The sequence below is a fragment of the Rossellomorea sp. RS05 genome, assembly GCF_039822645.1.
Taxonomy (GTDB): domain Bacteria; phylum Bacillota; class Bacilli; order Bacillales; family Bacillaceae_B; genus Rossellomorea; species Rossellomorea marisflavi_B.
Genome location: NZ_JBDKWY010000001.1, coordinates 1,128,573 through 1,142,758, shown reverse-complemented (window position 1 = coordinate 1,142,758; position 14,186 = coordinate 1,128,573). Strand labels below are relative to the sequence as shown.

The following is a 14,186-nucleotide window of genomic DNA, read 5'->3' as shown; positions in this document are numbered from 1 at the left end:
CTGGCTCTCTTTTCTCATGGACAGAAAGGTGAGGATAAATATGATCTGGTTATGGTCATTGTTAAAGAATCGAAGTTTTTTGTGGCTACTTCTGGTGGTCAACGTGCTCGGTACGATATACGGATATATATGGTATATGCCTCAGCTTGAGAGAACACCGGGGATTTTCATCCCGTTTGTTCCGGACAGTCCGACAGCAAGCCTGTTTTTCTGCTTTGTCCTTATCGCCTTCCTGCTTAAGCGGAATTGGCCGATATTCGAGGTTCTGGCCATCATCACCCTCTTCAAGTACGGGGTGTGGGCGATTGTCATGAATCTGCTGACTCTTTGGGTATCGGGTGATCTTCCTTGGGAAGGATACATGCTCATGGTGTCCCACGGGGCCATGGCGGTCCAGGGAATCCTGTATTCCTCGTTTTATCGGGTGAAGCCTTGGCATATCATGGTGGGGGCCGTATGGGCTGTTCATAATGACATCATTGATTATGTGTATATGCAATATCCTATCTATTCCCAGCTATACATGTACATACAGCACATCGGTTATTTTACCTTCTGGCTCAGCATCGCCTCTATTGCGATTGCCTATTATTTCACCCAGAAGACGGCGAGGAACTCCCTGAGTTTGTAAAGAGGTCTACTCTTGTCCACCCCTTCATACACTTTACTAGTAGCAATAGGGGGGACGAGAATGAAAGTCATTCAACTATTATTTATTGTCATAGCACTCATGCTGGTACCGAAACCATTTCATGCCCTGGGGGAATCGCCTGCCGGTACAGGGGAACTTGATGAATTGGCCGACCAGGCACTTCAGATGACGAAGGCAGGTAAATATGAAGAGGCAAAAAAGTTCCTTACCCACTTTTCTGAGGTATTCCCTGCTTCGGGTGGCAGCCGCCCCTTGTCCATGGATGAGCTGAGGATCCTGACGATGTCCCATGACTATGCCGTGGAAAGCATCAATCAGGTTTCTGCTGACCATGCCCAAAAGGTAAATGCGGTAACCAAGTTCAGGCTCGTAATCGATACACTGTCCAGCCGCTATCAGCCCCTTTGGGTTGAGATGGAAGATCCCATCATGGAAGCTTTCAGCGACGTGAAGACTGCAGCCGAAGAAGGGGATATGGAAGCCTACCATTCCACATTGAATGCATTTCTTTCCAAATATAATATCATTCAGCCAAGTGTGAGGCTTGATCTGCCTGTGGAACGCTCCCAGGCGCTTGATGCCAAAATCACCTACTTGGATCACTATCGTAAAAGCGTGCTCAAGAGCGAGGGGATGACGGAATTGACCACGCTGGAAGGAGATTTGAAGGACTTATTTGAAAATGTGACCGAGGATGAGGCCGATCCGTCCTTATGGTGGGTGATCATTTCTACAGGAAGCATCATCATTTCCACATTATCTTACGTAGGTTGGAGAAAATATAAGGGTCAAAAGGAAGCGAAAACAACAGAAAGACAAAAAAATTGACAGGAACCTTATATCACTATAGAATTTAGGTAATTTAACATGTGGAGGTTATGGCGATAATGGTAGGATTTTTGGTTTACTTTCTACTGATCGCTCTCATTCCGATCATTGCACAGATGAGAGTAAAAAGCACATTCAATAAATATTCCAAAGTCAGATCCACTTCAGGAATGACGGGTATGGAAGTAGCCCGCAGAATCCTAGATGATAACGGATTGTATGATGTAAAGGTTGTAGAAGGCAGGGGATTCCTGAGTGACCACTACAACCCGGTCACCAAAACGGTGGCACTATCCCCGGATAATTATCACGGTCATTCCGTTGCGGGTGCGGCCGTTGCAGCCCATGAGGTTGGACATGCGATCCAGGATGCGGAAAGCTATGCATTCCTAAGGTTCCGTCACAGGTTGGTCCCCCTTGCGAATATCGGTTCCAATATGTCATGGATTTTCATTATGATCGGAATCTTTACCCGATTGTCAGATATGATCATGCTTGGGATCATCCTCATGGCACTCGGTGTCGTATTCCAGCTCGTTACGCTGCCGGTTGAGTTCAATGCATCCTCTCGGGCCATGAACCAGGTGGTTTCACTCGGTTTGATCCGCAATGAGGAGGAGCGTCACGCGAGGAAGGTACTGAACGCGGCGGCCATGACGTATGTGGCGGCGGCAGCGGTGGCTGTCATTGAGCTTCTCCGTCTGATCCTGATCTATACCGGTATGAATAACGATGACTAATAAAAACAGCTCCAGACGATCCTGAAGGGATCTGCCGGAGCTGTTTTTTTATTTGAAAGGGGCTCTTAAAGGTCGAGGGGATTTTTATCCGCATCCAAGGTGAAACCTTCTCCGAGGACGTCATGCACGACGGTAACGGATACGAAGGCGTGAGGATCTATGGCATTGATGATATTTTTAAGCCGGACGATTTCGTTTTTCCCCACCACGCAATAGAGGACTTCCCGGTCTTGCTTTGTGAAGGATCCGTGCCCCTTCAGCACGGTGACGCCGCGATCCATCTTGTCATGGACCATCTTGGCGATCTCTTCATGATGGTCGGAGATGATCATGGCGCCCCTGGCCGCATACGCTCCTTCCTGCATGAAGTCGATGACCCTTGCCCCCACGAACACGGCGACGAGCGTATACATGGCTTCCCGGTATTGAAGATAGGTGAGGAGGGAAGCAAGGATGACGACGGCGTCAAACATGAACATGGTCCTTCCCATGCTCCAGCCGATGTACTTATGTGCAAGTCTTGCCAGGATGTCGACTCCCCCCGTCGTCCCGCCGAAACGGAAGATCGTTCCGAGTCCGATCCCGACAAACACCCCGGCAAACAGGGCGGCAAGGAACAGGTCTCCTTCCAGGTTGATATTCATCTGATAGCGCTGGAAGATCCATAGGAAGACGGATAGTCCGACGGTGCCGATGACGGTATACCCGAACGATTTCTTACCCAGGAGCTTCCACCCGAGAATGAACAGGGGGATGTTGAGGGCAAGGTTCGAATAGGATGGATCGATGTGGAACAAAAAGTATAGGATCAGGGTGATCCCTGTGAATCCGCCCTCCGCCAATTCATTTCTCATGTTAAAATGAACTAATCCGAATGCGAAGATGGCTGAACCCAGGATGATGAAGATGATATTTTTAAGGCGGAGCCCTAACATGTTGAAACCTCCCTCAATGCCGTAATGAACTGGTTGACAGAGACATTATATAGGAAGGGATACAAACTGGCAATAACATTTATAAACGACCGGGGGCATGCGTAATAGTTGTATTGACGGTAAAGTTTAGCTAACATGATAAAAGATAATAGAGGAGTGTGACGACTCATGAATAAGAAGACGATGGAACAAATGCAAAACGATGTGGATGCATACATAAGTCAATTCAAGGAAGGGTACTTCAGCCCATTGGCCATGATGACCAGGCTGACCGAAGAATTGGGCGAACTAGCCAGGGAAATCAATCATTATTATGGTGAAAAGCCAAAAAAAGATTCGGAAACTGAAAAGGCCATCGATGAGGAGTTGGGTGATCTCTTGTTCGTGGTGATCTGCCTCGCCAATTCCCTTGGCATAAGCCTCGAGGACGCACATGACCGGGTGATGGATAAATTCACCACCCGTGATAAAGATCGCTGGACCCGTATAGAAGGAGGGGATGACAATGGGAATGATTAAGGTGTCGATAGCAGGGCCGAGGGGAAGAATGGGGAAGGAAGCCGTCACCCTTGTGGAAGAAACGGATCATTTCGAATTGGTGAGTGTGATCGATCATAAACAGGAAGCCGCTGCCGGGGTCCCTGTGTTTGCTTCGCTGGAAGAATGTTTCGCTCATGAACTTCCGGACGTCCTGATCGACCTTACAACGCCTGAAGTGGGGTATACGCATACGAGGACCGCATTGGAGCACGGTGTGAGACCGGTTGTCGGTACAACGGGATTCACAGCAGAACAGTTGGAAGAGCTTAAAACCCTGGCGGAAGATAAGGGCATCGGTTGCATCATCGCACCGAACTTTGCCATCGGGGCAGTCTTGATGATGAAGTTCTCACAAATGGCGTCAAAATATTTCCCGGATATCGAGATCCTCGAGCTCCATCATGATCAGAAGCTCGATGCACCGTCCGGAACGGCGGTGAAGACGGCCGAGATGATCAGGGAAGTCAGGGAGTCGAAAGAACAGGGACATCCCGATGAAAAGGAAACCCTCCAGGGGGCACGTGGTGCCGAAATGGATGGTATCCACATCCACAGTGTGCGTCTTCCGGGACTCGTGGCCCATCAGCAGGTCATGCTTGGCGGTGAAGGGGAACTGTTGACGATCCGTCATGATTCATTCCATCGAAAGAGCTTCATGTCGGGAGTGAAGGTATGCGTGGAGACGGTCATGGAGCTGAAGACCCTCGTCTACGGCCTTGAAAATATACTGGAATAGAAGGTGACATTCATGAATATTGCGCTAATCGCCCATGATAAGAAAAAAGACGATCTGATTCGTTTCGTTTTGGCTTATCAGCCCATCTTTGAGCAGCACTCCCTTTTTGCCACCGGGACGACCGGTACAAGGATCACGACAGAAACCGGATTGCCGGTCCATCGCTTCAGGTCCGGACCCCTTGGGGGAGATCAGGAAATCGGAGCTTATATCGCCAATGATAAGATGGACCTTGTCCTGTTCTTCAGGGACCCATTGACTGCCCAACCCCACGAACCGGATGTATCAGCCTTGATACGCCTATGTGACGTGTATTGCGTTCCCCTTGCAACGAATATGGGGAGTGCGGAGGTCCTGGTCAAGGGGCTGGAAAGAGGAGATATCGAATGGAGGAGCATCATCAATGAGAATGAGTGAGCCACCAATCGATATCCTGGCCTTTGGAGCCCATGCCGATGATGTCGAAATCGGTATGGGGGGTACCATTGCCAAATACGCCGCAAAAGGGAAACGCATCGTCATCTGCGATCTTACCCATGCCGAACTGTCATCCAACGGAACGGTGGATCTTCGCTTGGAAGAAGCGAAGAAGGCCGCAGAGATCCTTGGTGCATCAGAGCGGATCACCCTCGATATTCCCGATCGGGGCATATACATAAACGAGGATCATTTGAAAAAGGTCGTCGAAGTCATACGTACGTTTCGTCCCAAAGCCATCTTTGCCCCGTATGAAAAGGACCGCCACCCCGATCACGGTAACGCATCCCGTCTGATCACTGAAGCGTACTTCTCGGCGGGGATCCGTAACTTCCACGGGGAGTTGGACGCTCATAAACCCCAGCATTTATATTACTACATGATCAACGGTTTCCACCGTCCGGACTTCATGGTGGATATCGAAGGCTGTATGGATAAGAAGGTGGACAGCCTCCGTGCCTATACGAGTCAGTTCATTCAGGCGTCCGGCGTGGCGACACCGCTCACAAAAGGCTACATAGAGTCCGTGGAGGCGAGGGAAACCATGATGGGGAAGGAAGTAGGCTCCCTTCACGCCGAAGGGTTCTTCACTCATTCACCCATTACATTGCATCATGATTTATTAGGAGAGTAACAATAATGAAGTTGAAAATCGGAATCACATGCTACCCGACAGTCGGGGGCTCGGGAGTCGTGGCAACAGAGCTTGGAAAACTGCTTGCAGAAAGAGGACATGAAATCCATTTTATCACCTCGAGCATCCCTTTCAGATTGGACAAGATGTACCATAATATCTACTTCCACCAGGTGGAGGTGAATCAGTACTCCGTCTTCCAGTATCCGCCTTATGATATCGCACTGGCCAATAAAATGGCCGAGGTCGTGGAACGGGAGGAACTTGATATCCTCCACGTCCATTATGCGATCCCTCATGCCGTCTGTGCCATCCTTGGGAAACAAATGTCGGGTAGGGACGTGAAAATCGTCACCACTCTTCACGGCACGGATATCACGGTGCTCGGATATGACGCCTCACTGACGGGGGCGATCCGCTTCGGAATTGAGAAATCCGATGTTGTAACAGCGGTATCGACTGCCCTCGTGAAGCAGACAGACGATTTGATCCGTCCAGACAAAGATATACGAACGGTATACAATTTTATCGATGAAAGGGTGTACCGGAAAACCGACTCAGCCCACCTTAGAACGGAATACGGGATAGAGCCTCATGAAAAAGTGCTCATCCACGTTTCGAATTTCAGGGGGGTCAAACGGGTGAAGGATGTCGTAGGTGCATTTGCCAAGATCCGGGAAGCTGTTCCTTCAAAGCTCCTACTGGTAGGAGACGGCCCCGAAATGGGGACAATCTCTTCTCTCGTAAAAGAACTGGGGATCGAGGAATATGTCTTATTTCTGGGAAAACAAAACAACTTGGAAGAACTCTACTCCATCAGCGACCTCAAGCTGCTTCTGTCCGAAAAAGAGAGCTTCGGTCTTGTGGCCCTAGAGGCCATGGCCTGTGGAGTACCGGCGATCGGCACTGATATCGGGGGGATCCCGGAAGTGATCGAAGATGGGGTGAATGGCTTCATCTGTCCACTCGGTGACCTTGAAGCCGTGGCAAGTAAAGCCGTCAAGGCATTGAAGGACGGAGCTCTTTATGAAGAGCTTTCGAAGAATGCACTTGAAACCGTACGCACAAAATTCCACCGGAATCGAGTGGTCGACCAGTATGAGTCGATCTACAAGGAATTGATCTAAGGGGGAGATAGGATGTTACCGAGGGAATTTTCCCAGGCGCTGCCCGTTCTTCTTGAATTGGAAGCGAACGGGTATGAGGCATATTTTGTGGGTGGATCAGTCAGGGACCATCTCATTGGACGGCCCATCAATGATGTCGATATAGCCACTTCTGCTCTCCCTGAAGAGGTGAAAAGCATTTTCCGCGATACGGTGGATATCGGAATCGACCACGGAACCGTTTTAGTATTGACGGGCTCGGGAAGGTTTGAAGTGACGACCTTCAGGACGGAAACAGGCTATCAGGATTTCAGGAGACCCGATTCTGTCGATTTTGTAAGGTCCCTTGAGGAAGATCTTCAAAGGAGGGACTTTACCATCAACAGCATGGCCATGGATGCAAGGGGCAGGATAAAGGATCCGTTTGGAGGCAGGCGGGATCTTCGCGACAAGAAGATCCGCACGGTCGGTCTCCCTGATGAACGATTTTCAGAGGATGCTCTCCGGATGATGAGGGGGATACGCTTCGTTGCCCAGCTTGGTTTCCATATGGAAGATGAAACAAGAGAGGCGATTGTCCGCCACAGCTCCTTGATGAGCCATATTGCCGTCGAGAGAAAGACGATGGAATTCGAAAAGATCCTTGCTTCAGTGAACAAACATTTGGCCTTTGACCTCCTGATTCGCACCAGACTATACCGTGAGCTTCCGATGCTGAAAAACTATGGGAATGTTATGGAAGCCATGAGGGAGAACCCTGCAGTGAGATCACTCTCAAAGGACCAGTCATGGCTATTCCTGCTCTTCCATGTGATGGATAGCGGATTCTTGAAATCCTGGCGACTGCCTAATAAGGAAATCAAAGCGAGGGAAAAAGAGAGGGAATCCCTGAAGAAGCGCCTTGAAGGAGACTGGTCTCCACTGCTACTGTATAAGACAGGAAGGAACGGGGTAGTGAACGTAGAAACCGTTGCTTCCTGTATCTCAAGCTCTCCCCATTCTGAAGTACTCGATCGCTACGACGAACTGCCCATCCATTCAGTAAAGGATATCGAGGCGACCGGGTCAGAGTTAATCAAATGGAAAGGGAAGCCGGGAGGACCATGGGTGAAAGAGGAAATAGCAAAAATCGAAGCGGCCATCTTAAACGGAGAACTTCCGAATGAAAAGGCGTCAATCAAAAAGTGGGTGAAAACATGCAATCGGTCATAAGAGAGAAGCTTTTGTCGGCATTATCGGATTCACCGGATGATTTCATGTCCGGCCAGGCGCTCGCTGACATTGCGGGCTGTTCGAGGGCTGCCGTGTGGAAGCATATTGAAGAGCTGAGGAAAGAAGGATTCGTTCTTGAAGCTGTCAGGAAGAAAGGGTACCGGATCATCGGTGTTCCTGACAGTGTGACTGCAAACAAATTGAAGATCGGTCTGAAGACGAAGACACTCGGCCAGAATATCCATTATGAAGAAACGGTGGGGAGCACCCAGAAAGTGGCGCATGAACTGGCTGCAAATGGTGCTCCTGAGGGAACGCTGGTCATTGCGGATGAGCAGACGGATGGACGGGGAAGGCTGATGCGGGAGTGGCATTCATCGAAAGGGACGGGCATATGGATGAGCCTGATCCTGAAGCCGCTCCTCCCTCCCCAGAAAGCCCCGCAGTTCACATTGATTGCAGCTGTGGCTGTCGTACAGGCCATTCAGGAGGCAACCGGCCTCGAGCCGCAGATCAAATGGCCGAACGATATACTGATCAATGGCAAGAAAGCGACCGGGATCCTGACGGAGCTTCAGGCGGAACCGGATAAAATCAACTCCATCATCATCGGGATCGGCATGAACGTCAACCATACCCAAGAGCATTTTCCCGATGAGTTGCAAAGTATTGCCACCTCCTATGGAATGGAAGCTGGCCGTTCACTTTCCCGATCTGACATCGTCCAGAAGGTGTTAGAACGGATGGAGGCACTCTATGAGCTGTATATGACTAAGGGATTCACTCCCATCAAACTCATGTGGGAAAGCTATGCCGTCAGTATCGGGAGGAGAATCACGGCCCGGACAATCAACGGATCCATCGAGGGATATGCCCGGGGAATCACAGAAGAAGGGGTCCTTCAGATCGAAGATGATACCGGCAAACTTCACCATATTTATTCGGCTGATATCGAGTTGTCCCGGTAAGAGGAGCAAAAAGCTCCTCTTTTTTTACGTTCTGACTTGCATCTTCTTCTTCGCCATATGCTATAATCGGAATTGGGCAGTATCCATCAGGAACTGCACCTTAAGCGGTTACATCCATACGTGAAAACTAAAATCTGCCTTGATCCGTTCAGGACTGGGACAGAGGGTCGAAACTTTACGATAATCCAGGGATCCTTCTGTCAATTTTTTTGCAGAAGGGTCCTTTTTACATCATTTTGTTTCGTCACCTCTGACTGAAAAGAAGGAGGAACTTATGAAACAGACGACACAATTTCTAAAGATGAAAGAGAGCGGAGAAAAGATCTCCATGCTGACGGCCTATGATTATCCCACGGCAAAGCTTGCTCAGGAAGCAGGGATCGACCTGCTTCTGGTAGGTGACAGCCTCGGTATGGTCGTACTCGGATATGATTCAACGGTAGCTGTTACCACCGCTGATATGATCCACCATACGAAAGCGGTCAGGAGAGGTGCTCCCGACACGTTCACGGTGACAGATCTACCCTTCATGACCTATCACCTCTCAACAGAAGAGACACTGAAGGCAGCAGCAAAACTCATGCAGGAAGGCGGAGCCCATGCCGTGAAGGTCGAAGGAGCGGGTACGGTCGTCGATCGGATCCATGCCCTTACGGCTGCCGGGGTCCCTGTCATGGCCCATCTCGGCCTCACCCCGCAATCCGTCGGGGTCCTCGGAGGGTATAAGGTCCAAGGGAAAACAGCTTCCCAGGCGGAAAAGCTGATCAGGGATGCCAGGGAGTGCGAGGCGGCAGGAGCCTTTGCCCTCGTTCTCGAATGCGTGCCTAAGCAGATTGCTAAAGAAGTCTCCGGTGCCCTCTCCATCCCGGTCATCGGGATCGGGGCCGGAAAAGATACCGATGGGCAAGTACTGGTCTTTCATGACATGGTCCTGTTCGGAGTCGACAGGACGCCCAAGTTCGTCAAGTCGTATACGGACGTGTCCCGTGCTGTTAGGGGTGGAATTGCTTCCTACATTGAAGATGTCAAGGAGAAGAGGTTTCCTGACGATGAGCACTCCTTCTCGATGAAGGAAGAAGAGCTCAATAGCCTTTACGGTGGTGGACATAAATGAGATGTGTAGACAACATCAGGGAGCTGACAGACGTACTGACGCATAAAAAGCAGGGCTCAGGGATCGGTTTCGTTCCCACGATGGGGTATCTTCACGAAGGGCATCTCTCCCTTGTAAAGAGAGCAAGGGAAGAGAATGATCTAGTGGTGATGAGCATTTATGTAAATCCCACCCAATTCGGACCGGGTGAGGACTTTGACCGGTACCCAAGGGATCTGGACAGAGACAAGGCACTGGCGGAAGAAGCGGGTGTCGATATCCTGTTCCTTCCCCGCACGGAAGAAATATACGCCGGGACAGCATCGATCACCCTTCATGTAACAGAAGGGGTGGACGTGATGTGCGGCAAGAAACGGCCGGGTCACTTTGATGGTGTAGTGACCATCCTCACAAAACTATTTCACATCGTACAGCCGGACCATGTGTATATGGGGCTTAAGGATGCCCAGCAGGTGGCCGTGGTGGAGAGACTTGTAAAAGACTACTTCTTTCCACTTACCATCGTCAGGGTACCGACCTTGAGGGAAAGCGACGGGCTTGCCAAAAGCTCCCGGAACGTCTATCTTTCTATCCAAGAAAGGGAGGAAGCTCCTGTTTTGCAGCATAGCCTGCAGCGTGCACGGAAGGCGATAGAACAGGGGGCCCGTTCAGGTGAAGAAGTCATCTCACTCGTACGTGAAACGATCGAATCAGGGACGTCAGGAGTCATCGATTATATCGAAATTCTCTCTTACCCTGGACTGTGCCCGGTGGAAGAGTGGGATGGGGAAATCATCGTAGCACTCGCCGTCCAATACGAGAAGGCAAGGTTGATTGATAATATGATTATCACAGTCTCAGAGGAGGATAAACATGTTTAGGACAATGATGAGCGGGAAGATCCACAGGGCCCGCGTGACGGAAGCGAATTTGAATTATGTGGGCAGCATCACGATTGATGAAGAAATCCTTGACGCAGTGGGGATGGTGGCAAATGAAAAGGTCCAAGTGGTCAATAATAACAATGGAGAACGCCTGGAAACCTATATCATCCCCGGTAAGCGTGGGAGTGGTGTCATCTGCCTGAATGGAGCAGCTGCTCGGAAGGTTCAGGAGGGGGATATCGTGATCATCGTCTCCTATAAGCTCATCGGGGAAGAACACATCAACCGTCATGTGCCGAAAGTGGCGATCATGGATGAGAATAATACGATCGTGGAAATGCTCGGTACAGAACCGGAAGCAACGGTCTACTGATAGTGAACATGGAAGAGGGAGATCCCGGGATCATCCCTCTTTTCTTATGCCCGCATGGTGGCTCGCGGTGAAGAGATTGTGGTACACTGTTGAAGATAAGTGTAGCGATTAAATGAAGGCAGTGAAGAAGATGGATCCATTGAAATTTGTAGTCGTCGATCTTGAAACGACCGGTAATTCCCCTAAGAGAGGGGAACGGATCATTCAACTATCGGCAGTCACGATCGAAAACGGTAAGATTACCGACCAATATACGAGCTTTGTCTCACCGGGCAAGCCGATTCCGGCATTCATCGAAGAGTTGACCGGCATCAATGATGAAATGGTACGGGATGCCCCGGCCTTTGAAGAAATCGCACCCGTGGTCCATAAGATCCTTGAAGGGGCGGTATTCGTTGCCCATAATGTCAATTTCGATCTATCCTTCCTTCAGGCGGAGCTTGAAGAAAGCGGATATGTGCCGTTTGACGGTCCGTCTGTCGATACGGTGGAATTGGCAAAAGTCGCGTTGCCTTCGGCAGATAGCTTCAAACTATCCGAGTTGTCAAGCACCCTTGATGTCAGTCATGTGAGACCGCATCAGGCAGACAGTGATGCCTACGTCACAGCGGAGATCCTTTTATACTTCATCGATACCCTCAATGGATTGCCATTGGTGACACTGGAAAAGCTAAGGAAGCTTTCCGATCATCTGAAGAGTGACCTCTATTTGATCTTTGAGCAGATCCTCCATGACAAATATGAGAGGATCGAGGATCTTCCAGAAGATCTTGAGGTCCACCGTGGCCTGGCCATCAGGAAAAAAGGCAGTGTGAAGATCTCCACAGGGAAAGCTGACGAGGGAGAAGGAATAGAGGAGCTCCTGAAGAGGACCGTCCCCCATTATGAACGGAGGGGGGCACAGCTGGATATGATGGAAAGCATCACGGACGCTTTTCTCCTTTCCAAAAACATGGTGATCGAAGCGGGTACGGGCGTAGGGAAATCCCTCGGCTATCTATGGCCAAGCCTCGACTTTGCAATCCGCAAGGGGGAAAGGGTGGTCATCAGTACATATACGATCCAGCTCCAGGAGCAGCTTCTCCAGCAGGAAATCAAGCGCCTGGAAGCCATCGCTCCCTTTCCGTTTAAAACGGTCCTTCTGAAGGGGAAAAATCATTATATCAATCTGTTCAAATTCGAGCAGTCCCTGAGGGAAGACGAAGCGCAGTATGATGCTGCATTGACGAAAATGCAGATCCTTGTCTGGCTCACAAGGACTGAAACCGGAGATATGAGCGAACTCAACCTGAGCTCCGGCGGACAATTGTTCTGGAACCGCTTGAAGCAGGACGGATGGCATCTGCCTCATCACAAAGATCCATGGGTGTCGAAGGACTTCTACCTTTCTGCAAGGAAGGAGGCACTGGAGGCCGATCTCATCATCACCAACCATTCCATGCTTTTGACCGATGTGAAAATGGAGAAAAAGATGCTCCCCGACTTCAACTATCTGGTGATCGATGAGGCTCATCATCTGGAAAAGGCTGCAAGGCAGCATCTTGGGATTATGCTGGACTACCCTTCCATTAAATTCACGGTTTCCCAGCTCGGATCCTTGGACCAGCACCAGCTGTATAAGCGTCTTGATGAACTTTTGGCCAACCATTCGGTCACCATGGAACTCCATCCCTTTGAGATGGACCGTCTCATCACAGACTTTTATAGAGAACTCGAAGAAGCGTTCACGGTGCTTGCTTCGACATTTTATAAGCAGTCCAAAAAGCGATCGGGTGTCAACAAGATCCAATGGCGCCTGACGGAAGATGTGAAGAAAAGCAGGCAATGGATGCCCGTCAGGATGATCATCGAAAGGGTCGTTTCCCATATGAAAACGATCGAAGGACAATTCAGGAAGGTGCTTGATACCGTAAAAGAAAAGAAAATCAAACTTACTGATCCTGAAAAAGCCTTCATCGAGGAATTCTTCTCGTTCCTGCTTGATTGGAATGAACTGTATTCCGGACTCTCCACCCTCTTCCTCAGAGCGTCGGATGAGTATGTCATCTGGCTTGAAGGAGATACAAGATCACTGCCCAACTCCCTGACCATCCAAGGTCAGCCCGTGACGGTGTCTGATCAACTCCGGGATGAAGTGTTTGTCAAAAAAGAAAGTGTCATCCTTACATCGGCGACGCTTACGGTCAGTGATTCATTCGATTTCTTCCTACGGGAAATCGGGCTGGATGGAGCCGGCACTCTCCGACTCCCTTCACCATTCGACTACCGGGAAGCGACGAGGTTGTTCATCCCTTCGGATGTACCGGAGATCCAGCAGGTCACCAATGAAGAGTATATCGAGGCCATCAGCTCCCATCTGATCGGAGTGGCACAGGCGACGAAGGGGAGGATGCTCATTCTTTTCACCTCGTACGATATGCTCCGGAAGACGTATGAGCTCATGAAGGATTCGGGGCTCCTTGAAGAGTATGTACTGATGGCCCAGGGGATCACGTCGGGAAGCCGAACGAGACTGACAAAGAATTTTCAGCGATTCGATAAAGCCATCCTGTTCGGTACAAGCAGCTTCTGGGAAGGGGTCGACATACCTGGTGAGGACCTATCATGCCTGGCCATGGTGCGCCTTCCATTCTCCCCTCCCGATGAACCGGTCACACAGGCAAAGGCGGAAATCCTCAAGGCGGCTGGAAAAAATTCATTTTCGGCCCTCTCACTTCCGGAAGCCATCATCCGTTTCAAACAAGGGATTGGAAGGCTCATCAGAAGGAGCAGTGACAGGGGAATCATCATCGTCTATGATCGGCGCATCATATCGACAAGGTACGGGAAGGCGTTCCTGGAATCGATCCCAGAAATGCCTGTTCAGGAAGGAGATCTGTTCGAACTCATCGATCAGATTGAAGATTGGCTTTGAACCCGGTGGTAAGGAAGCCACCGGGGAAGAGGCCGGATTGCGGTGAATGGAAGCCGCATCCATGAAGTGTCTTGAAAAGAAGGAGTGAAGTTTT

The 14,186-nt window shown here is 50.1% G+C and carries 15 protein-coding genes; 14 read left to right on the top strand and 1 reads right to left on the bottom strand.

Annotated features, from left to right (window positions below; genetic code table 11):
- Positions 1-40 precede the first annotated feature (40 nt).
- From lhaT to ABJ225_RS05925, 3 genes are read left to right on the top strand one after another with little or no spacing between them, the layout of a single operon-like run.
- Complete coding sequence (gene lhaT / locus ABJ225_RS05935; protein ID WP_056535753.1) at positions 41-631, top strand: lipoprotein heptaprenylglyceryl N-acetyltransferase LhaT; 591 nt, start codon at positions 41-43, stop codon at positions 629-631.
- Between the two features lie 60 nt (positions 632-691).
- The gene (gene ypjB / locus ABJ225_RS05930; RefSeq protein WP_053426747.1) at positions 692-1,480 is read left to right on the top strand and encodes a sporulation protein YpjB; all 789 of its coding nucleotides are present in this window, start codon (positions 692-694) and stop codon (positions 1,478-1,480) included.
- Positions 1,481-1,539: 59 nt separating this feature from the next.
- On the top strand, positions 1,540-2,220 hold the full coding sequence (locus ABJ225_RS05925) for a zinc metallopeptidase (protein WP_218246089.1): 681 nt from the start codon (positions 1,540-1,542) through the stop codon (positions 2,218-2,220).
- Between the two features lie 65 nt (positions 2,221-2,285).
- On the opposite strand, the gene ABJ225_RS05920 is transcribed toward ABJ225_RS05925, so the two are convergent.
- A complete protein-coding gene (locus tag ABJ225_RS05920; RefSeq protein ID WP_048005868.1) occupies positions 2,286-3,155 on the bottom strand; it encodes a YitT family protein in 870 nt (289 codons plus the stop codon).
- 168 nt (positions 3,156-3,323) lie between these two features.
- On the opposite strand from ABJ225_RS05920, the gene ABJ225_RS05915 reads away from it, so the two are divergent.
- From ABJ225_RS05915 to dinG, 11 genes are all read left to right on the top strand, one after another.
- Positions 3,324-3,674, top strand: coding sequence for a nucleotide pyrophosphohydrolase (locus ABJ225_RS05915; RefSeq protein WP_347318967.1), 351 nt, complete (start codon positions 3,324-3,326; stop codon positions 3,672-3,674).
- Entirely contained in the window at positions 3,661-4,431 is a 771-nt protein-coding gene (gene dapB, locus ABJ225_RS05910) for a 4-hydroxy-tetrahydrodipicolinate reductase (RefSeq protein WP_347318965.1), read from the top strand. The genes ABJ225_RS05915 and dapB overlap by 14 nt, the downstream gene beginning before the upstream one ends.
- Before the next feature lie 12 nt (positions 4,432-4,443).
- Entirely contained in the window at positions 4,444-4,848 is a 405-nt protein-coding gene (gene mgsA, locus ABJ225_RS05905; RefSeq protein ID WP_347318964.1) for a methylglyoxal synthase, read from the top strand.
- Positions 4,841-5,542 (top strand): bacillithiol biosynthesis deacetylase BshB1, encoded by a 702-nt coding sequence (gene bshB1, locus ABJ225_RS05900; RefSeq protein ID WP_347318962.1) that lies wholly within the window; start codon positions 4,841-4,843, stop codon positions 5,540-5,542. The genes mgsA and bshB1 overlap by 8 nt, the downstream gene beginning before the upstream one ends.
- A 5-nt stretch (positions 5,543-5,547) precedes the next feature.
- Positions 5,548-6,669 carry an N-acetyl-alpha-D-glucosaminyl L-malate synthase BshA gene (gene bshA, locus ABJ225_RS05895; protein ID WP_347318960.1) on the top strand — a complete coding sequence of 374 codons (1,122 nt, stop codon included), beginning with the start codon at positions 5,548-5,550 and terminating at the stop codon, positions 6,667-6,669.
- A gap of 12 nt (positions 6,670-6,681) precedes the next feature.
- Positions 6,682-7,860: a CCA tRNA nucleotidyltransferase gene (locus ABJ225_RS05890; RefSeq protein WP_347318958.1), complete on the top strand. Its 1,179-nt coding sequence runs from the start codon at positions 6,682-6,684 to the stop codon at positions 7,858-7,860.
- Positions 7,845-8,828: a biotin--[acetyl-CoA-carboxylase] ligase gene (locus tag ABJ225_RS05885; RefSeq protein ID WP_347318956.1), complete on the top strand. Its 984-nt coding sequence runs from the start codon at positions 7,845-7,847 to the stop codon at positions 8,826-8,828. The genes ABJ225_RS05890 and ABJ225_RS05885 overlap by 16 nt, the downstream gene beginning before the upstream one ends.
- A 274-nt stretch (positions 8,829-9,102) precedes the next feature.
- The gene (gene panB, locus ABJ225_RS05880; RefSeq protein WP_347318954.1) at positions 9,103-9,942 is read left to right on the top strand and encodes a 3-methyl-2-oxobutanoate hydroxymethyltransferase; all 840 of its coding nucleotides are present in this window, start codon (positions 9,103-9,105) and stop codon (positions 9,940-9,942) included.
- Positions 9,939-10,802, top strand: coding sequence for a pantoate--beta-alanine ligase (gene panC, locus ABJ225_RS05875; RefSeq protein WP_347318952.1), 864 nt, complete (start codon positions 9,939-9,941; stop codon positions 10,800-10,802). Before panB ends, panC begins: the two co-directional genes overlap by 4 nt.
- Complete coding sequence (gene panD / locus ABJ225_RS05870) at positions 10,795-11,178, top strand: aspartate 1-decarboxylase (protein WP_218246079.1); 384 nt, start codon at positions 10,795-10,797, stop codon at positions 11,176-11,178. The genes panC and panD overlap by 8 nt, the downstream gene beginning before the upstream one ends.
- A gap of 130 nt (positions 11,179-11,308) precedes the next feature.
- Positions 11,309-14,092: an ATP-dependent DNA helicase DinG gene (gene dinG / locus ABJ225_RS05865; RefSeq protein WP_347318950.1), complete on the top strand. Its 2,784-nt coding sequence runs from the start codon at positions 11,309-11,311 to the stop codon at positions 14,090-14,092.
- Positions 14,093-14,186: the final 94 nt, after the last annotated feature.